This window comes from Pseudomonas sp. MEJ108 (genome assembly GCF_030208985.1).
In the GTDB taxonomy this organism is placed as follows: Bacteria; Pseudomonadota; Gammaproteobacteria; order Pseudomonadales; family Pseudomonadaceae; genus Aquipseudomonas; species Aquipseudomonas fragariae.
On the sequence record NZ_JARVSW010000021.1, the window covers coordinates 80,140 to 99,699 of the forward strand.

General features: G+C 61.1%; 18 protein-coding genes. 12 read left to right on the top strand and 6 right to left on the bottom strand.

Annotated elements, in window-relative coordinates:
• The 9 genes from QRN50_RS12135 to QRN50_RS12175 all read left to right on the top strand — a co-directional run bounded on the left by QRN50_RS12135 (position 1) and on the right by QRN50_RS12175 (position 7,497).
• Positions 1 to 435 (top strand): prepilin-type N-terminal cleavage/methylation domain-containing protein, encoded by a 435-nt coding sequence (locus tag QRN50_RS12135; protein WP_003411575.1) that lies wholly within the window; start codon positions 1 to 3, stop codon positions 433 to 435.
• Positions 435 to 806, top strand: coding sequence for a type II secretion system protein (locus QRN50_RS12140; RefSeq protein WP_011268251.1), 372 nt, complete (start codon positions 435 to 437; stop codon positions 804 to 806). Before QRN50_RS12135 ends, QRN50_RS12140 begins: the two co-directional genes overlap by 1 nt.
• Positions 803 to 1,435 (top strand): type II secretion system protein GspJ, encoded by a 633-nt coding sequence (locus QRN50_RS12145; protein ID WP_003405015.1) that lies wholly within the window; start codon positions 803 to 805, stop codon positions 1,433 to 1,435. Before QRN50_RS12140 ends, QRN50_RS12145 begins: the two co-directional genes overlap by 4 nt.
• Positions 1,432 to 2,166 (top strand): general secretion pathway protein GspK, encoded by a 735-nt coding sequence (locus QRN50_RS12150; protein ID WP_003405013.1) that lies wholly within the window; start codon positions 1,432 to 1,434, stop codon positions 2,164 to 2,166. The genes QRN50_RS12145 and QRN50_RS12150 overlap by 4 nt, the downstream gene beginning before the upstream one ends.
• The gene (locus tag QRN50_RS12155) at positions 2,163 to 3,257 is read left to right on the top strand and encodes a type II secretion system protein GspL (protein ID WP_024652444.1); all 1,095 of its coding nucleotides are present in this window, start codon (positions 2,163 to 2,165) and stop codon (positions 3,255 to 3,257) included. Before QRN50_RS12150 ends, QRN50_RS12155 begins: the two co-directional genes overlap by 4 nt.
• Positions 3,232 to 3,843, top strand: coding sequence for a type II secretion system protein GspM (gene gspM / locus QRN50_RS12160; protein ID WP_003343405.1), 612 nt, complete (start codon positions 3,232 to 3,234; stop codon positions 3,841 to 3,843). Before QRN50_RS12155 ends, gspM begins: the two co-directional genes overlap by 26 nt.
• Complete coding sequence (locus QRN50_RS12165; protein ID WP_003405008.1) at positions 3,840 to 4,370, top strand: type II secretion system protein, XpsN-like; 531 nt, start codon at positions 3,840 to 3,842, stop codon at positions 4,368 to 4,370. Before gspM ends, QRN50_RS12165 begins: the two co-directional genes overlap by 4 nt.
• Positions 4,370 to 6,700, top strand: a complete 2,331-nt coding sequence (gspD, locus tag QRN50_RS12170) for a type II secretion system secretin GspD (protein ID WP_024652443.1) — start codon at positions 4,370 to 4,372, stop codon at positions 6,698 to 6,700. Before QRN50_RS12165 ends, gspD begins: the two co-directional genes overlap by 1 nt.
• Positions 6,701 to 6,774: 74 nt before the next feature.
• A complete protein-coding gene (locus tag QRN50_RS12175) occupies positions 6,775 to 7,497 on the top strand; it encodes an alpha/beta hydrolase (protein WP_096126781.1) in 723 nt (240 codons plus the stop codon).
• 43 nt (positions 7,498 to 7,540) lie between these two features.
• Here QRN50_RS12175 and QRN50_RS12180 read toward each other — a convergent pair whose 3' ends face one another.
• Both QRN50_RS12180 and QRN50_RS12185 read right to left on the bottom strand, forming a co-directional pair.
• Positions 7,541 to 8,287: a hypothetical protein gene (locus QRN50_RS12180; protein ID WP_003405003.1), complete on the bottom strand. Its 747-nt coding sequence runs from the start codon at positions 8,285 to 8,287 to the stop codon at positions 7,541 to 7,543.
• A 227-nt stretch (positions 8,288 to 8,514) separates the two neighbouring features.
• Positions 8,515 to 9,711, bottom strand: a complete 1,197-nt coding sequence (locus QRN50_RS12185) for an MFS transporter (protein ID WP_011268247.1) — start codon at positions 9,709 to 9,711, stop codon at positions 8,515 to 8,517.
• 261 nt (positions 9,712 to 9,972) lie between these two features.
• Here QRN50_RS12185 and QRN50_RS12190 point away from each other — a divergent pair, with 261 nt between their 5' ends.
• Genes QRN50_RS12190 through QRN50_RS12200 form a run of 3 tightly spaced genes read left to right on the top strand, consistent with a single transcriptional unit; the run spans position 9,973 to position 12,941 of the window.
• Complete coding sequence (locus tag QRN50_RS12190) at positions 9,973 to 10,704, top strand: GntR family transcriptional regulator (RefSeq protein WP_192873871.1); 732 nt, start codon at positions 9,973 to 9,975, stop codon at positions 10,702 to 10,704.
• A 49-nt stretch (positions 10,705 to 10,753) separates the two neighbouring features.
• On the top strand, positions 10,754 to 12,040 hold the full coding sequence (locus tag QRN50_RS12195; protein WP_003404995.1) for an MFS transporter: 1,287 nt from the start codon (positions 10,754 to 10,756) through the stop codon (positions 12,038 to 12,040).
• Positions 12,041 to 12,095: 55 nt separating this feature from the next.
• The gene (locus QRN50_RS12200) at positions 12,096 to 12,941 is read left to right on the top strand and encodes an amidohydrolase family protein (protein ID WP_096126779.1); all 846 of its coding nucleotides are present in this window, start codon (positions 12,096 to 12,098) and stop codon (positions 12,939 to 12,941) included.
• A gap of 4 nt (positions 12,942 to 12,945) precedes the next feature.
• Here the strand turns inward: QRN50_RS12200 and QRN50_RS12205 are convergent, their stop codons facing one another.
• The 4 genes from QRN50_RS12205 to QRN50_RS12220 form a co-directional block, all read right to left on the bottom strand.
• Positions 12,946 to 15,984: an efflux RND transporter permease subunit gene (locus QRN50_RS12205; protein WP_096126778.1), complete on the bottom strand. Its 3,039-nt coding sequence runs from the start codon at positions 15,982 to 15,984 to the stop codon at positions 12,946 to 12,948.
• Positions 15,981 to 17,072: an efflux RND transporter periplasmic adaptor subunit gene (locus QRN50_RS12210; protein WP_011268241.1), complete on the bottom strand. Its 1,092-nt coding sequence runs from the start codon at positions 17,070 to 17,072 to the stop codon at positions 15,981 to 15,983. The genes QRN50_RS12205 and QRN50_RS12210 overlap by 4 nt, the downstream gene beginning before the upstream one ends.
• Entirely contained in the window at positions 17,069 to 18,256 is a 1,188-nt protein-coding gene (locus tag QRN50_RS12215) for an efflux RND transporter periplasmic adaptor subunit (protein WP_096126777.1), read from the bottom strand. The genes QRN50_RS12210 and QRN50_RS12215 overlap by 4 nt, the downstream gene beginning before the upstream one ends.
• Positions 18,257 to 18,353: 97 nt before the next feature.
• Positions 18,354 to 19,280: an alpha/beta fold hydrolase gene (locus QRN50_RS12220; protein WP_024639643.1), complete on the bottom strand. Its 927-nt coding sequence runs from the start codon at positions 19,278 to 19,280 to the stop codon at positions 18,354 to 18,356.
• Between the last annotated feature and the right edge of the window lie 280 nt (positions 19,281 to 19,560).

The following is a 19,560-nucleotide window of genomic DNA, read 5'->3' on the forward strand; positions in this document are numbered from 1 at the left end:
ATGAGAACGCCTGTCGCAAGCCGGGGTTTTACCCTCATGGAAATGCTGGTGGTGCTGGTGTTGATGAGCATTGCCGTCGGTCTGGTGGGGTTCGGTCTGCAACAGGGTTTGAGCACCGCCAGTGAACGGCGCGCGGTCGGTGACATGGTCGAAGCGCTACGGGCCACCAGAGTGCGCGCGATTGTCACCGGTCAGCCGGCGCGCACCGAATTCAATCTGCGCAAGGCGACCTTCAAGGCGCCCGGCAAGCGCGAGATGCACTGGCCGGAAAGTCTGCGCGTGACCATGCAGACTGCGTCCGATCTTGGCTCCGCTGTGGAGTTCTACCCGGACGGCGGCTCCAGTGGCGGCAACGTGGTGGTCGCTGACGGCGACCGACGCTGGCGTATTGATATTGGCTGGCTGACCGGCAGCGTCCAGGTCCGGACGCTTTAATGAAAACATCGCAGTCGGGGTTCACCCTGCTGGAAATGCTTGCTGCACTGACCGTCATGGCGGTGTGCAGCGGTGTTCTGCTGGTGGCGTTCGGGCAAAGTGCGCGCTCTTTGCAGCAGGTGGCGCGCAGTGACCGGCTCAGCCATGCGGCACGCACGATAATGGATCAGGAAAGCGCCGGTCCGCTGGAAAACGGTACGCGGCAGGGGAAACTCGCAGGCATCGACTGGACACTGGATATCCGTCAGCTGCCGGGTGCCAATGGTCAGGCGAGGATGTTCCGTCTCGACCTGATGCTCAGTGAGCATCAGCGCAAGGCGCAGTTCAGCACGTTTAAATTACGCGGCGCTGTCAGCGGGGCGGGGTCATGAGGCGCGCCCAGCGTGGCTTCACGCTGCTGGAAGTGCTGCTGGTGATCAGCCTGCTCGGCGTGTTGCTGGTACTGGTGGCCGGGGCGTTGCTGGGGGCCAATCGTGCCGTGCTCAAGGCTGAGCGCTACACCGTGAACCTGGACGAGATCCGCGCCGCGCAAGCGTTTCTGCGCAGCTCGATCGCTCAGGCGCTGCCGCTGGACACGTCTGGCGAAGATGACGTCAACAGCGGTTTTTTTGAAGGCTCGGCGCAGCAGTTGCGGTTTGTCGCAACGCTGCCGGGCGAATTGGGCGGCGGTATCCAGGTTCACAGCCTGGAGCTCAAGGGGCCGCAAGACCATCGGTCTTTGCAGGTGTCGTTCGCTCAGGTTCTGTCCAGTGCAAATGGCATTGCCCTCAAACCCTGGGGTGAGCCTCAGGTATTGCTGCAAAACGTCGAGTCGTTGACGTTCAGTTATCGCGGGCTGACGCCCAAGGGCAAGCCGACCGGCTGGATGGCCGAATGGCCCTGGCCGAATCGCTTGCCGGGTGCGGTGCGTATCGACATGCAGACCCATGGCGCAGTGAAATGGGTCTCTGAGGTTGTGGCCCTGCGTCTGGACCTGTCCGGCGGGGCGGGCGGCGAATGAGCATGACGGGCCAATCGCAGCGTGGTGTTGCGCTGCTGGTAGTGCTCTGGGTGCTGGCGCTGCTGAGCCTGTTGCTCGGCGGGCTGGCCGGGTGGGTGCAACTGGAGAGTCGACAGTCGCTCTGGTTGCGGCAAAATACCCAGGCGCTGATGGCGGCCGAAGCTGGCATGAATATGGCTGTACAGGGCTTGCTCGATGCTGCGCAGCGCAAACGCTGGATTGCTGACGGGCGTGTGGTCTCGTTGCGTATGGATGATACGCAACTGCTGGTGAGCATCAGAAGCGAGAGGGGCAAGCTGGACCTCAACAGCGCGCCGGTCGCGGATATATCGCGTCTGCTGCAGGCCTGTGGCGCGGCCAAGAATCAGGCCAGCGGTATCGCCCAGGTGCTGGAGTCGCAGCGCAATGGCGGTCAGTCACCGCTGCGGGTGGTAGAGGAAGTTCGCCAGCTGCCGGGCATGAACCAGGCGCTGTATGTTCGGCTGTTGCCGGAAATAACATTATGGAGCGGCCTGGATCGGCCCGACCCGGCGTTCGCTTCGGCGTTGCTGCGTCGGGCCTTGAACCTGCCGAACCAGAGCGCGGTTGGAGCCGACCCCGGTGAGGTACTGGCCATCGACACGCGCGCAGAACGACCGGGCGGCGTGACCGCCCTGTTACAGACCACTGTTTTATTGAGCCCATCGGAGGGAGGCGCACAACCCTACAGGGTGTTGCGTTGGCAAGAATGAATTCATCAGTTTCTGCACGTCTGGCGCCTGTTTACGCGTTACGCGAACAGGTCGCCCGGCAGTGGCGTGGCAGTCCGGCGCAACACGCCTGGCAATGGTGGGTGGCGGAGCTTCGCGCCTGCCTGCCGCCGCGTGTGCGTCGATGGCTGGGCCGCGAGACCGTGGAGCAGACGCTTGTCTGGCCATTGGTCGAGCCGCTGCCGGACGCATCGCCCCAGGTGCGGCGGGTATTGCTGTTGCCGCCGTCGGCTGTGCTGTTGCAGACCTTGCAGCTTCCTGCGGCTGCGGCACGCAATCTGTCGACCGTGGTCGGCTACGAGCTGGATCGCTTCACGCCGTTTGACGCTGGCCAGTTGTACTTCGTCGCCCGTCAGGACAGTCGCAGCGCCAGCTTTGTGCAGGTCACGCTGGTGGCAATCCTGCGCGAGCGGCTGGACGCGATACTCAGTGAGTGCGCCGAGCGGGGCTTGCGTCCCGATGCCGTCGACGTCGGCACGGATGTGGGTGCTGAGCACCTGACTGCCGGGCAGCGCATGGGGATTGATCTGCTGCCGATGCCATTGCGCCCGCAACAGTCGCGCTCCGGCCATCGCTTGCAGCGCGGGCTGATCTGGCTGTGTGCCGGCCTGCTGCTGAGCGCCATGTTGCTGTGGCTGAACGACCGGCAGAGCCTGCTCGAGGACATGCAGGCCAGCGTCAAGGAGCAGAAGGCTCAGGTTGGCGAGGTCCAACAACTGCGCCAGCAACTGACCAACACCCTGGGCGCCGCCAACTACCTGTTGCGCCGCAAGGCGGCGCAGCCGCCGCTCTCGGCGCTGCTCAGCGAGCTGACCGCCTGCCTGCCTTCGGACACCTGGATTGAGCATATGGAAATCAGCGACAGTGCCGAGGTGGCCTTTTCCGGCCAGAGCGCCAAGGCCAGTGCGCTGATCGGCCGCGTCAAGGACTGCCGAAGTCTGGATAATGCGCAGTTTCAGGGGGTGATCCAGCCCGACACCAAAACCGGCAAGGATCAGTATTCCCTGCGCGCGCATTTGCACCAGAACCAGCAGCAGGAGAACGCCGATGCGCCGTCCACTGACAAGCCGTGAGCGGCGGGGCGCTGCCCTGATGATTCTGGCCCTTGTGCTGTGCCTGGCTTACTGGTTGTTGATTGACAGCTGGTTCGCCGGGCCGCTGCGCGACATCAACGAGCAGACCGACCAGTTGCGCGAACAGCAGCAGCGTTACGCGGGCCTTCTGCAGCAGGGTGATTCGTTGCGCGAGCAACTGGAGCAGGCCCGCCGTGATCCGGCCAGCAGCACCAGCCTGCTGCCGGGCGAGGATCCCAGTGCCGTGGCAGCCGATCTGATGCAGCGCATTGCCGACCTGATCAGTAGCCAGGCCAGCACCGGCGGCGGCTGCGAGTTGACCCAGCGCATGCCGATCACCCCGGAGCAGGACAGTGCCGAGCCATACCGGCAGGTCAAGGTCAGCCTGACCCTGAACTGCGCCATCGAACCATTGACTGCGATCCTGCATGCGCTGGAGTATCAGCGCCCGTTTCTGTTCATTGACGAGATGAGTATGCGTCGCGACGCCAACGCTCCGGCCAGCGGTGCTGCCGGCAAACTGGTGGTGCATCTGCTGGTGCGCGGCTACCTGCAACCGGCCAGTGCCGGGGAGGGCGAGCAATGATCGGTTCATTACGTCCGCTGGAGTGGGCATTGCTGGCTTTCGCTGCAGTGCTGGCAGCCTTGATCGCACTGGTCTTCAGCGGCGCTGCGCACTCACCGGACTGGCTGCCCGAGCAGGCACCGCGCAACCCGGTCGATCAGAGGGCCCAGGTCCACAGTGCGCCGTCGGCGACACTCGACAGCCTCGCCAATACCTGGAAAACCCCGCTGTTCAGTCCGGATCGCAGCCCTGACGTGGCCGTTCGCAAAGCCGATGCACAAGCCAGCAATCTGGCTGGCCTGACCCTGACCGGAGTGATCATGGACGGCTCCTTGCGTGTGGCATTGCTCAAGCAGGCCAGCGGTCCGGCATTGAAAGTCCGTCAGGGCGATCGCTTGCCCAATGGCTGGACGCTGGACCGTCTGGAGCCGACCCAGGCTACGTTCAAACTCGATGACCGCACGCAAGTCCTGCGCCTGCCCGCGCTGCGTCTGCCGCCGCCGTCGAATACACCGCCGATTACCTTAACCAACGATTCCACCCTGTGATGGGTACCTTTTCTGGAGTTCCTGCCATCGCTACCTTGCGCACACCCTTGCTTTGCCTGGCCACCGCCGTCGCCCTTGGCGGCTGCGCGTCACAGTCAGACACACTCGATCCCGACAATGGCATGCTGCAGGAAGCGCTCCAGGGAACCGGTTCACAACGTCCGCCGGTAGACCCGCGCAGCGAAAGACCGCCCGTCGAGCCACCTTCCCAGCAGACGACGAGCTCGCCGCAGCGGCAGATCATCAAAGGCAACCAGCGTTTCATCCGTCAGCCCGCCGCAGCTCCCGCAGCGCGTCAGGCCGAGACCGGTGACATCGTCTTCAACTTCACCAATCAGCCGATTCAGGCGGTGATCAACAGCATCATGGGCGATCTGCTGCACGAGAATTACAGCATTGCCCAGGGTGTGAAGGGCGATGTGAGCTTCTCGACGTCCAAGCCGGTCAACAAGCAGCAGGCGCTGTCGATTCTCGAGACGCTGCTGTCCTGGACCGACAACGCGATGATCAAGCAGGGCAACCGCTACGTGATCCTGCCGTCGAATCAGGCGGTAGCGGGCAAGCTGGTCCCGGAAATGCGCGTGGCGCAACCTTCGGCCGGCATGTCGGCGCGGCTGTTTCCGCTGCGCTACATCTCGGCGACCGAGATGCAGAAGCTGCTCAAGCCGTTCGCTCGGGAAAACGCCTTTCTGCTGGTCGACCCGGCGCGCAACGTGCTCAGCCTGGCCGGTACTCCGGAAGAGCTGGCCAACTATCAGGACACCATCGACACCTTCGATGTGGACTGGCTCAAAGGCATGTCTGTCGGTGTTTTCGGCCTGCAACGTGCCTCGGTTGGCGAACTGATGCCCGAGCTGCAGAAAATGTTCGGCCCGGAAAGCGGCATGCCGCTGGCGGGCATGGTGCGTTTCCTGCCGATCGAGCGGACCAACTCGGTGGTGGCGATTTCCTCGCAGCCTGAATACCTGCACGAAGTCGGCGAGTGGATTCACACCATCGATGAGGGCGGTGGCAACGAGCCGCAGATGTACGTGTATGACGTGCGCAACATGAAGGCCACCGATCTGGCCAAATATCTGCGGCAGATTTACGGCACCGGCGCCATCAAGGAAGACGCTGCGGCCAAGGTTGCACCGGGGCTGCGCACCACCACCTTGTCATCGCTCAACTCCAGCGGCGGCAGTGGTGTCGGCGGCATGAGCAGCTCAAATGGTCTGGGCAGCAACGGCGGCGGCATGGGTAATGGCGGAGGCTTTGGCAACAGTCAGGGCATGAACAACAGCCAGAATAGCGCCGACAGCGAGTCGGAAGGCGACGATCAGGGCGGCGGCGATTCGGATTCGGACTCGGCCAGCCAGGACGGTAGCGGCTCGTCTGGCGCCAGTAAGTCGCTGGACGCCAGCACCCGCATCACTGCGCAGAAGAGCAGCAACCAGTTGCTGGTACGCACGCGTCCGGCGCAATGGAAGGAAATCGAATCGGCCATCAAACGCCTCGATAATCCACCGCTGCAAGTGCAGATCGAGACGCGCATTCTGGAAGTCAAACTGACCGGCGAACTGGACATGGGCGTGCAGTGGTACCTCGGGCGTCTGGCGGGCAATTCGGGTACCACCGGCAACGTCACCAATACCGCTGGCAGTCAGGGGGCGATCGGTACTGGCGGGGCCGCGCTGGCCTCTACTGACGCGTTCTTCTATTCCTTTGTCAGCAACAACCTGCAGGTCGCCTTGCGCGCCCTCGAAACCAACGGCCGCACGCAGGTCCTGTCGGCGCCTTCGCTGGTGGTCATGAACAACCAGCAGGCGCAGATTCAGGTCGGTGACAACATCCCGATCAGCCAGACCTCGATTAACACCAACACCAATACCGGCACCACATTGAGCAGTGTCGAGTATGTGCAGACTGGCGTGATTCTCGATGTCGTGCCGCGCATTAATCCGGGCGGCCTGGTGTATATGGATATCCAGCAGCAGGTCAGTGATGCGGACAGCAGCGGCACTACCGACGCCAACGGCAACCCGCGTATTTCCACGCGCTCGGTCGCTACGCAAGTTGCGGCGCAGAGTGGTCAGACGGTGTTGCTGGGCGGATTGATCAAGCAGGATAACGCGGAGACGGTCAACGCCGTGCCGTACCTTGGGCGTATCCCCGGTCTGCGCTGGTTGTTTGGCAATACCAGCAAATCCAAGGACCGCACCGAGCTGATCGTGCTGATCACGCCAAGGGTCATCACCAGCAGCAGCCAGGCGCGCCAGGTGACGGATGATTACCGTCAGCAGATGCAACTGCTCAAGCCCGAAATCTCGCGGACCAGCATGCAGAACTGACGCCGGTTCATTGCTGCCACCACGCCCACTCACGACGCTGCCTTTGGGCGGCGTCAAACAGAGGTCATGAACAGATGCTGAAATTTTTAGCTGCCTTACTGTTTGCCGTTACCGCAATGGCGCAGGCGCAGGACACCTTGCACACGGACCTGCCGCTCGATTATCTCGCGCAGACCAATGTCGACAAGCCTGACCAGCCGCTGGTGATTTTCATCCACGGCTACGGCAGCAATGCCGCCGACCTGTTCGGGCTCAAGGAAGAGCTTCCGGCCGACTACAACTATGTGTCGGTACAGGCGCCGATGGAGTTGCGTGCTGACAGCTACAAGTGGTTCACCCAGAAGCCCGGCGTCGCGGATTATGACGGTGTGACCGAAGACCTGAAAAGCAGCGGTACCCAGCTGGCTGCGTTCATTGGCAAGGCCACTGAAAAGTTTCACACGCAGCCTGGCAAGGTCTTCCTGATCGGTTTCAGCCAGGGCGCCATGATGAGTTACGAAGTTGCCCTGCGACAGCCAAAACTGGTCGGCGGTTTTGCGGCATTGAGCGGACGGCTGCTGCCGGTCGTGAAGTCCGAGGTCAAAACCTCCGACGACCTCAAGGCCCTGAGCGTATTCATCGGTCACGGCACCCAGGATCGCCAGGTAGCCTATGCCAGTGCACCGCAAGCCGAGGCGACGTTGAAAACGCTCGGTCTGACGCCACAGTTACATGCCTATGAAGGCATGGGGCACAGCATCAACGAGGCTGAAGTGATGGATCTGGCGGCTTGGTTGAAGCAGTCAAACCGCCAGTGAATACGTGCGTCGTCCGAGGGGGCGACGCTCAATCTTCGGTCAACTAGTTGACCTTGACCTCGTTGAACTTGAGCACGTTGTCCTTGTTCTCGCGATCGCGGAAGGTCAGCTTCAAGGCAGGTGACTGCTTCACACGGCCCTTGGTCGCTTCAAAGATCAGTGTCACGCGGGTAGGCACGTTGCGGATCAACTGGAAGCTGTCCCAGCGATCGAACTTTGCATCGCCGACACGCAGTTGCGAAAGCCCCAGCGCACCGCCGGTTTCTTCGAACAGGCTGATCGGGTTGAGAAACCTGAAGTCGCGATCGGCACTTTTATTGATCAGCTCCAGCATGCAGGTAGGCGACTGGCCGTTCTGGTCACAACCCAGCAACTCCATACTTACGTTGTCGACGGTCTCGGAGCGCTTGCCGAACAGGTTGGCGCTTTCGTTCTCGGTGAACAGTGTCTGAGCGCGGGCGAAATCGACCGAAGGTTTAGCGTATTCGCCGCCCAGTTTGAAAAACACCGCGCAGAGAAATAGTGACAGTGCCAGCCAGACGCCGAGCTTGAGCGGCGATGGAAGCTTTCTGGCCATGATTGCGATGTACAGCCCGCTTATCACCATGCCGGTGCCGACGATAATGACCAGTGTCTTCCAGTTTATGAAGTCAATACTGAGGCCAAGAACGGCCGGGTCCGGGAAAAGGTAGGTGAAGATGCTCCATATAGCCCCGATCATACCGCTGATGCCGAGCGATATCTTGGCGAAAATCGCGGAAATCTTGCTTGTTCGTGGTGCTGCGTCCATTGCTGTTATGCCTTGTTCGGGTTGCGCAAGTGCGTGCCGATGCGCTTGAAAAGCAGTATCGACGGATTCGGGGCCTTGGGATGAGGCGTCTGTACAATCCGTGTTCAATCGCGCAGATCCAGAGGTGTCGGATACGCGAGCCTTTAGGTGCGAGAGAGAGCCAGAAGGGCAATGGCCGATGCCATTGCCGCGGCATTATCCTGTAAATCAGTTACAAAGTGCAGCGTTTACGCATTCTGCCTGGATCGATCCCTGAGCAGCGCGAGCAGTGCAATCAGCGGCAGTGCCGTGCCGGCGATCAGTACCCAGGTCCAGCCACCGTGATCAAACAGTGGGCTGGCGACTGCCGAGCCAATCGCGCCGCCGATGAAAATACTGGTCATGTACAGCGCGTTGAGGCGGCTGCGGCTGGCGGCATCCAGCGCGTAGACCGTGCGCTGGCCCAGGACCATGCTGGTCTGCACGCAGAAATCCAGCACTACGCCCGTTATGGCCAGGCCAATCACGCTGTACGCTGGATGAACCAGGCCGGGAAGAAAGCTCAGCGCGCCGAACAGCAGCGCGCCCAGTGAGGCGATGCGGGTGTAGCCAGCGTCTGCCAGTCGGCCGCTGATGGGCGCGGCAATGGCGCCGATCGCGCCGATCAGGGCGAAGATCGCGATCTGCGTTTGCGACAGCCCATGATTGCGTGACAGCTCCAGCGGGACGGCGGTCCAGAACAGGCTGAAGGTTGCGAACATGCACGCCTGATAAAAGGCACGCTGACGCAGCACCGGCTGGGTACGAAGGAGAGTCCACAGCGAGAACAGCAACTGGCCGTAGGACGCGCGATGATCCGGGAGGCGTTTTGGCATGGTGGTCGCCAGTACCACGCTGATGCCGATCATCACCACGGCCGCCGATCCAAACACCGCCCGCCAGCCGAAATGGTCGGCCACCAGACTGGCAATCGGCCGCGCCAGCAGAATCCCCAGCAGCAGTCCGCCCATGATCCCGCCAACGACCCGCCCACGCGACTCCTCCGGAGCCAGATGCGCCGCCAACGGAATGAGCATCTGCACCGATACTGAACTGAAGCCCACCAGCAGCGAGACCAGCAAAAACACATTCGGCTGCTCGGCGAAGGCGGCACCCAGCAGGCTGAGAATCGCGACGACAGTCGTCACCAGCATCAGCCTGCGGTTCTCCAGCAAGTCACCCAGCGGCACCAGAAAGAACAAACCCAGGGCGTAACCGATCTGCGTCAACGAGACAATCAGACTGGCCGCCGTGCTCGACAGCCCGATGTCCGGCGCAATCAGCTCGATGATCGGCTGTGCGTAGTAGATGTTGGCGACAATCGCGCCGCAGCAGAAGGCGAACAGCATGACCATGGCCGGGGTCATGGTCATAGCGTTGTGCGGGGATTGGGACGAGTGGGGCATGAAAGTCTCGCTTGAGCAGGGACTGCCAGACGTGAAAGCGTGTCTGTCAGACGGTTTTTGATCGATGCAGCGCAGGCTAACGGTTTTGTCGGCCATTAAGTAGGTGCGGCGAGTTGATACAGGATATTTCCGGGAATGATGATCAGCGAAGCGCAGCGATGTGTCGGTATAGTCACGCACGCTCGCGAACTATTGACCTTCGCTTGCCACGGATGAATACTCTTTTCAGAAATTCATATAGATGACTGGATGAATAAAATAATGAACAAGCTTTCCAGCGACGAACGTCTACCGCTTTATCAGCGCCTGCGCGACAGCCTGGCGCAACAGATTGCCAATAATCGCTGGCGTCCGGGTGAGGCGATTCCTACCGAAGCGGCTTTGTCTGCCGAGTATTGCCTGTCCACCGGCACGGTGCGCAAGGCCATTGATCTGCTGGTCAGTGACAACATTCTGGAGCGTCAGCAGGGGCGTGGCACGTTCATTCGTCGTGCGCAGTTTCAGTCTTCGCTGTTTCGTTTTTTCCGTTTTCAAACCGAAGCGGGTGAACGCCGGGTGCCGGAAAGCCGGATTTTGTCCGTCGAGCCTGTGGTCGCGCCTTCGTCGGTCGCTCAGGCGCTGGGGCTCGCCGCCGGTGCACCGGTGATTCGTATGGTCCGCTTGCGGCTACTGGATGGCCAGCCTGTGCTGGCCGAAGAAATCTGGCTGCCACGTGCGCGGTTTCAGGCATTGCTGGAGCTGGACCTCGGTACGCAGGGACCGTTGCTTTATCCGATCTACGAAGATGTCTGCGGTCAGGTGGTCGCCTGTGCGCAAGAAAGCCTGACGGCCGAGACGGTCAACGATGTGTACGGCCGGCTGCTGCAGATTCCGGCCGGCAGCGCGGTGGTGGTCATCGAACGCCTGGCGCTCAATTACGCCGGTGAACCTCTGGAATGGCGTCGTTCGCGAGGGCACGCCAGTCATTTCCGCTACAGCGTGGAAATTCGCTGACAGCGCTGCAGCCTGCCCAAGCTGTTCAACGCCCATAAGGATAAAAGCCATGTTCAGCTGGTATCGCGATGTCACTTCCAAAGAGCGCAAGACCTTCTGGGCCTGTTTTGGCGGCTGGTCGCTGGACGCGCTGGAAGTGCAGATGTTCGGTCTGGCCATTCCGGCCCTGATTGCTGCCTTTGCCCTGACCAAGGGCGATGCCGGCCTGATCAGTGCGGTAACGCTGGTGACCTCAGCGTTGGGTGGTTGGGTGGGCGGGACGCTGTCCGACCGCTACGGCCGGGTGCGCACGCTGCAGTGGATGATCCTGTGGTTTTCCTTGTTTACCTTTTTGTCTGCGTTCGTGACCGGTTTCAACCAATTGCTGATCGTCAAGGCACTGCAGGGCTTTGGCATCGGTGGCGAGTGGGCGGCAGGCGCGGTGTTGATGGCCGAGACGATCCAGTCCCGCTACCGCGGCAAAGTCATGGCCACTGTGCAAAGTGCCTGGGCCGTGGGTTGGGGGCTGGCGGTGGTGCTGTTTACCCTGATTTATTCATTTGTGCCGGAGGATATCGCCTGGCGGGTGATGTTCTTTGTCGGCCTGTTGCCTGCCCTGATGATCATCTGGGTGCGACGCAACGTCGAAGAGCCGGACAGTTTCCAGCGCATGCAGAAAAGCGCTGCGCCGAAGGGCAGTTTCTTCAGATCGATGGCCGGGATTTTTCGCCCCGAGCTGCTGCGCGTTACCTTGCTCGGTGGCTTGCTGGGGCTCGGTGCGCACGGCGGTTATCACGCGGTCATGACCTGGTTGCCGACCTTCCTCAAAACCGAGCGCAACCTGTCCGTGCTCAGTTCCGGCGGCTATCTGGCGGTCATTATCGTTGCCTTCTGGTGCGGTTGCGTGTGCAGCGGCCTGTTGATCGACCGTATTGGTCGACGCAAGAACATCATGCTGTTCGCCTTGTGCTGCGTGGTCACCGTGCAGTGCTACCTGATGCTGCCGTTGAGCAACACACAGATGCTGTTTCTCGGCTTTCCGCTGGGCTTCTTTGCCGCAGGCATTCCGGCCAGCCTCGGCTCGTTTTTCAACGAGCTGTACCCGGCAGAGGTGCGGGGTGCCGGGGTGGGCTTCTGCTACAACTTCGGGCGTGTGCTGTCGGCAGTGTTCCCGTTTCTGGTGGGGCATATGAGCCAATCAATGTCGCTCGGCAGCGCCATCGGAATCGACGCCGGCATTGCCTATGGCGTGGCGATGATTGCTGCGTTCTGTCTGCCGGAAACCCGTGGGCGCAACCTCGAGGCCACGCCGCCGGTTGCCGAACCACTGGACAAGGGCGCAGCGCAGCAGGCTTGAAAATCCTCTCATCCGCGGCGTTGCGGCGCCGCGTTGACTTCTTGTAGACGGACCCATGATTGATTCCTGTACCACACCAATGCTGGGCATCGATGCCCACGCACATGTCTTCAGCAAGGATTTGAGTCTGGCGTCAGGACGACGTTACAGTCCGGACTACGACGCGACGGTGCACGCCTATCTGGCCAATCTGAGCGAACATGGCCTGAGCCACGGCGTGTTGGTCCAGCCCAGTTTTCTGGGCACTGACAACCGGTTTCTGCTCGACGCCCTGGCGCAGGCTCCGGACCGGTTGCGCGGCGTGGCGGTGGTCGACACGGACATCAGTCGCGGTGTGTTGCAGCGTATGGCCGGGCTGGGCATCGTCGGCATTCGCTTGAACCTGATCGGCAAGCCGCTGCCGGACTTCGCCGCGCCGGAATGGAAAACGCTGTTCAAACATATCTGGACGCTCGGCTGGCATGTCGAACTGCACCGCGAGGTCGCTGATCTGCCAGGGCTGATTCGGCAGTTGCTGCCGTTCGGTTGCAAGCTGGTGATTGACCATTTCGGGCGGCCCGATGCGCGTCCTGGTGTTGCTGATCCGGCGTTCCAGGCCTTGCTGGAGTTGGGCCTGAGCGGGCAGTTGTGGATGAAGGTTTCGGCAATCTACCGTCTGGGCGGCAGTGTCGAGCAGAACGCGGCGTTCGCTCGCGCGGCATTGCCGTTGCTGCTGCAAAGCTTTGGTCCGCGCCGGCTGGTATGGGGCAGCGACTGGCCACACACCCAGCATGAGCACGTGGTCAGCTACACCGATGTGGTCGAGCAGTTCCGCGCGCTCGACTGCCCGGACCCGCTCAAGCGCATTATGTTGGTCGAGGCTCCGCAGGCACTGTTCGATTTCCTGCCGGTGGAAATCTGAGCGGCTAAACAGCAGGTGGCTTGATCCGATAGCTGACCATATACAGCGCCGGGAGGAAAAACAGGGTCAGTAGGGTGGCGATGGCGATGCCGCCGATCATCGCAATGGCCATCGGCCCCCAGAACACCTCGCGGGCAATCGGGATCATGCCCAGGCTCGCGGCCGCTGCGGTGAGCATAATCGGTCGGCAGCGATGTTCGGTGGCCTTGACCACCGATGTCCAGGCGCTTTCCCCGGCGGCAATGAATTCATCGATCTGCGTGACCAGAATCACCGAGTTGCGGATGATGATACCGATCAGCGCCAGCACGCCCAGAATCGCCACGAACCCCAGCGGATAGCCGGAAATCAACAAGGCTGCGACCACGCCGATCAGGCCCAGCGGCACCACGCTGACCACCAGCAGCAGTTTTTTCACGCTGTGCAACTGGATCATCAAAAAGCTGATCACCAACAGCAGCATCAACGGCACAACCTTCAGGATCGGACCCTGTGAGCGCGCGCTGGCCTCGACGGCGCCGCCGGTGGCGACCGAGTAGCGCAACGGCAGGCGGGCGCTGAAGGCATCGACGTCGGGCTTCAATTGCCTGACCAGCGCTGCCGGCTGCAAGGTGCCGAGCACGTTGGCTTTCAGGGTGATGGTCGGCAGCCTGTCGCGGCGCCAGACCAGTGGCTGTTCCTGCTCGTAACTGAGCGTGGCGAACGCCAGCAGCGGCACGCTCGCACCGCCGGGTGTGGGGATCTGCAGATTGGCGAGGGTCTGCACCGAGCTGCGTTCGTCGCTGTCTGCGCGTCCGACCAGGTCGATCAGATAGGTGCTGTCACGCACCTGAGTGATGGTGGTGCCGCTGACCAGGCTGTTGAGGATTTGCGCCACGTCCTCGGAGGACAGACCGAACTGGCGCACCTTGTCCTGCGCGATGTCGATCTTCAGCACCTTGCCCGGTTCGTTCCAGTCATAGATGACCTGGCCGATATTGGGGTTGGCATCGAGAATCGCCGCCAGCGCCATGGCCTGGCTGCGCACCTGCTCGATGTCCGGTCCGCTGACCCGGTATTGCACCGGCCAGCCCACCGGCGGCCCCATGTTCAGCGGCTGAACATAGCCACCCACACCGACGTAATCGTCACGAAAGCGCTGACGCAAGCGCTCGATCAGCCGGTCACGCGCTTCGCCACCCTGGCTGACGATCACCAGTTGCCCGTAGAACGGGTTGCTCAATTGCTGATCCAGCGGCAGATAGAAACGCACTGCGCCCTTGCCCACGTAAGAGCTCCAGCGCACTACATCGGCATCTTCTTGGAGCGTTGCTTCAAAGCGGTCCATGGTCTGGCGCGTACCTTCGATGGAGCCATTTTGCGGCATGTAAATATCCACCAGAATTTCCGGCCGGTCGGAGTCCGGGAAGAACTGGTTCTGCAGCAACCTGCCTGCAAACAGCGACCCGATGAACATCAGCAACGTGATGCCGATCACCCACCCGCGGTGCTCGAGTGCCTTGACCAGCAGGCGGCTGAAACCACGCATCCAGCGCCCCGGCGCGGCATGTTGCGCCGAGGCCTTGAGGATGTGCACGCCAATCAGGGGCGCGAACAGTACCGCCACCAGCCAGGACAGCAGCAACGCCACAGCAATGACGGCGAACATGGTGAACACGTATTCGCCTGCGGAACTGGAGTTCAGGCCGATGGGCACGAAACCGGCGACGGTCACCAATGTGCCGGTCAGCATCGGGAACGCGGTCGAGGTGTACGCGAAGGTGGCGGCCTGCGGTAACGAATCGCCGCGTTCAAGGCGAGTGACTATCATCTCGACGGTGATCATCGCGTCATCCACCAACAGCCCCAGGGCGATGATCAGCGCGCCCAGCGAGATACGTTGCATGGTGATGCCGCTGTACTCCATGAACACGAAGACCAGCGCCAGCACCAGCGGAATCGAACAGGCCACCACCAGACCGGCACGAATGCCTAGGCTGATGAAGCTGACGACCAGCACAATCAGGATCGCTTCAAAGAGTGCGTGGGTGAACCCGCCGATGGCTTTTTCGACCACATCGGCCTGGCTTGAGACCAGGTGCACGTCGATGCCCAGCGGCAGCTCGGTGGTCAGATCGTCGATGCGCTGCTGCAACTGGGTGCCGAATGCCTGGATGTTGCCACCTTGCTTCATGGCCACCGCAAGGCCGATGGCTGGCTGGCCGTTGAAGCGGAACAGTGAGGAGGGCGGATCGGCATAACGGCGCTCGATGGTCGCCAGATCGCTGAGGCGAAAGAACCGGTCGCCGAAGCGCAGATTGACCGCCTCAAGGTCCTGTTCATTACTGAACTGTCCGCTGGCCCGCACGGCAATGCGTTCGGGACCTGCCTCCATCACGCCGGCCGGCGTGACCGAGTTTTGCGCTTGCAGGCTTTGCAGCACCTGGCGCTGATCGATGCCCAGCGCCGCGAGCTTGCGGATCGAGAAATGCAGATAAATGACTTCGCGCTGGGCGCCTAGCAATTCGATCTTGCCCAGGTTGGGCACGCTGCGAATATCCGCGCGTACTTGCTCGACATAATCTCGCAACTGGCGGAAAGACAGGCCATCGGCGGTGAACGCATAGATGCTGCCGAACACATCGCCAAACTCGTCGTTGAACGCCGGGCCCTGAATGCCGCTGGGCAGTTCGGCGCGCACATCGCTGATCTTCTTGCGCACCTGATACCAGGCCGCAGGGATGTCGGCGCTGCGGGTTTCGCTTTTGAGGAAGACAAAAAGCGTCGATTCGCCAGCCAGCGTGTAGCTTTTCACGTAATCCAGCGCGTCGATTTCTTCGAGCTTCTTTTCCAGCCGATCAGTCAACTGCTGCAGGGTGTCGGGCAGCGTCGCACCCGGCCAGCGCGCCTGAATGACCATGGTCTTGATGGCGAATGAAGGGTCTTCCTCACGGCCCAGATTCAGGAATGACCAGCTGCCCATCAGCAGTGAAACGAACATCATGTACCAGACCAGCGTGCGATGCCTGAGCCCCCAGGCCGACAGATTGAAGCGCTCCTTCACAAACTGACCTCTCGCTGCAGGCGGATCTTCTGTCCGGACTGCATGCCGTTGACGCCGGCAGTCACTACTTTTTCGCCCTCGTGCAGCGCGCCGCTGACCCTTACCGTCGAGCCTGATCGCGCCAGTACCTGCACCGCGCGCGGGACCAGTGTCGATGTCGTTGGGTCGATCACCCACACCTGATACGTGCCGTCACGCTGCAGCACTGCGCTGCCGGGCAGCTCATGAAACGCCGGCGCGTCGCCACTGATCTCTACCGTGACGGTCGAGCCCAGGCGAAAGCTGTCCGCAGGGTTCTGCAAGGCCAGGCGGACGCGCTGAGTGCGGGTCTCGGCATTGATTTGCGGCGCAAGCTGGCGGACGTCCGCGGCCACTGAAAGCTGTTCGTTGATTTGCGAAATCACTCTGATGCGGTGGCGTTCATCCAGCGAACCGAGTGGCAAGTCGACGACCGCTTCACGGCTGTCCGGGCGCGCAAGACTGACCACTGCCTGACCGGTCGCCATGACCTGGCCGACTTCGGCTTGCCATCCTGTGATCAGGCCATCGAACTCGGCTGACAAATGTGTGTAGGACACATGATCACCGGCTTGCTGCACCGCGACGCGGGCCTGATTGCGCAGCGCGTCCTGAGTGCGCAGGTCGTTGTCCAGCTGATCCATTCGCGCTCGCGAGCCGATACCGCGCTCATAGAGTTGCTGGTAGCGCGTCAATTCATCGCGTGCCTGTTGCCAGGCGGATTGGGCTTTGCCGAGTTCTGCCTGGCGGGCACGCAAACGGTGTTGCTGGTCGCCGGGTTCCAGCGTGGCGAGCAGATCGCCCTTGCGCACCCGATCACCGATCTCCGCATGCCGGCTTGCCAGTCGCCCTGCGACGCGAAACCCCAATGCCACTTCATACTGCGGCTGAATGACGCCGGCGAAGCGGCCATGAGAGGCGCTGCGCTGATCGACTATTTCGGTGAACAGTACCGGGCGTTCGACAACCTCGCGAAGCGGTTTGTCGCGGCAGCCCGGCAGAGCCACGATCAGAATGCAGATCAGCCAGCAGCGGGATCTGGTTCGTGTTTCTGCGTACGAGGTGCTCATTGCGCAGCTCCCGATGACGCCAGCGAGACGCTTTGTTCGGCTTGCGCTTGCCCTGCGACCTCTACCCGTTGCCCCGGGTAGAGAAACTGCAGCCCCCGGGACACCACCCGATCACCTTCGGACAGCCCTTCTGAAACGATGACCTGACCCTGTTCGTAACGCAGCACTTTGACAGGCGTCAGCCTGACCCTGGCCTGGGCGTCCACCCGCCAGACTGCCGGTTGTCCTTGTGTGCGGCTCAAGGCGGACCAGGGCAGGGCGAACGCCGATTGCGACTGCGTCTGCAAGCGAGCGCTGACCACGGAGCCCAGCGCGAGCGACGCAGCGGCGCCCTGCAGAGCAACGCGCACTCGCAACGTGCCATTTGCAGCGGAGACGATAGGGGTGATTTCCCTGATGATGCCGGTCAACTGAGTCCCTGGCTGGCCCAAGGGGCTGACAGTCACTGCGGCACCTTTCTGATCGGCTCGCAGCAGTGATTCATACGCGGAAAATACCGCTTCGCGCTCGCCATCGTGGGCGACGCTGAAAATCGCAGTGGCGGCCTGAACCACCTGACCTTCTTCGGCATACCGCGCCGTCACGATGCCATCGGCTGCTGCGAACAGCCCGGTATAACCGACCTGGTCACGCGCATTGGCCTGCTGCGCCTGCAGCGCGGCGAGATCCCCCCGCGCACTGTCGAGGCCGGAGCGGGCCTTCTGGTATTCACTGAGGTTGGTAAAACCCTTGGGCAGCAGCACTTGCTGCCGCTGGTAGTTCTGTTCGGCGAGGTGCAGCCGCGACTGTCGTACCGCGACTTCGGTACGGGCTGACGCCAGCTCGGTGTTTTGCTCGCGTGCGTCGAGTCTGGCCAGCACCTGTCCGACCCGCACTCGATCCCCGACATCCACGTAGCGCTTGATCAGCTTGCCGGAGACACGAAACGATTGCTCGGTCACCTTGCGAGCCTGGATATCGCCCGTCAGCGTCACACTGCTGGCAACGTTCAGTAAGGCAACCGGTTGCGCGCTGACTCGCACCAGCGCCTTTTCTGCGGGTTTTCCTGCAGAACAGGCGCTGAGTGACAGTAGCGAGATGAAACCCAGTACCACATGGGGCTGGGCGTACAGGGAGTGCAACGGCCGGATATTTCCGGAAACACGGCAGCACGAACGCAGGAGCTTTGCAAAGGAAAAAGTCATCAACGAATAGCACTGCCCGATCAAAGAAAGCCAACACCCATGAATCACAGCGTCACGCCGGAAAAGCGCAAGGGCTTCCCGGGCGCAGGCGAGTGCTTCAGGCCATCGCGGTGACGCTGGGCCAAACCTCCTGGGTAGCTTCAGTGCCCAGAAATGTCAGTACGTTTCTTTGCGAGTGGTGCCACGCCGCCTTGCTTTCCAGGTCCAGAAAATGCCCGGTGTCCGGAACGACGTTGAAACTGCTTTTGGCGATGTAGTTGGAAAACATGCGCGCATCTTCAACGGTGGTGTATTCATCTTTTTCACCGTTGATGAACAGCACCGGAATGTTGATCGAGGAGAAACGCTCGACGTAGTTACTGGCGCTTAGTTGGCGAATCTGGCTGATATGAAAGTCGATCTGGCGATATTCGTGCTCGGCAAGACTGATCAGGTGCTTGTAGTTATAGAGTTTGAACAGGCGTGGCAGGTACTTGCCCACGGTGTCGTTGAGCAGTGAGCCGATCTTGCGTTTTTCACGTGCGGCGAGGTAGACCTGGGCGTTGTCGATATAGTCGAGCATGGCCTCGTTGAGGACCGGCGAGAACGAGCTGATGATGGCCTTCTCCACGGACGGAGGACATTCGGAGAGCGCCAGCAGGGCCGATACACCGCCCCAGGAGACCGACAACAGGTGGTTTACCTGATAGAGATCAATCAGTTGCAGGAGAATGTTTACTTCGTCTTCCTTGCTGACAATCATGTCGTCCGGGTTGTGCGCTCGGGATTGCCCCGAAAACGGCAGGTCGAACAGCACCAGGTTGTAGTGCGGTTGCAAGTACTTGACCGTCTGCCCGAAAGAGCCCGTGGTCGACAGTGCACCGTTGACCAGCAGAATGGTCTTGGCGTCGCTGCCTTTCCAGTAAGTCTCGGCGTAAACCTTGTACTTACCGATTGTTAGAATCTTCGATTGTGCGCCCATAACAGCCTCCCAGCTAAAATTTGATCCAGCAATTAGTGCAGCGTTCTCTGCTTCGGCAGCCATGCCAAAGCCTCGCCTGGTAAGTGGCGAAATCCGGTGAGTTATTATTCTGGGTGCAGCGGAAACGTTACCGCAGGAACTGTGCTTGCCCGGACATAGATAACGCAGTGCCAGCATGGCGACAAGTCACTGACGTCATAAAAATGTCTGGCTGTTCACATTGTGCCTTGGCGTTTGGCCATCATCGTTTTGGCAATAGAAGGTTTTAATCGGGGAAAAGCGCCGTATGGAGCCTGAAAAGCGCATTTATTGAGGGGAACTTGTGCGTGCTGAAACGGTCAAG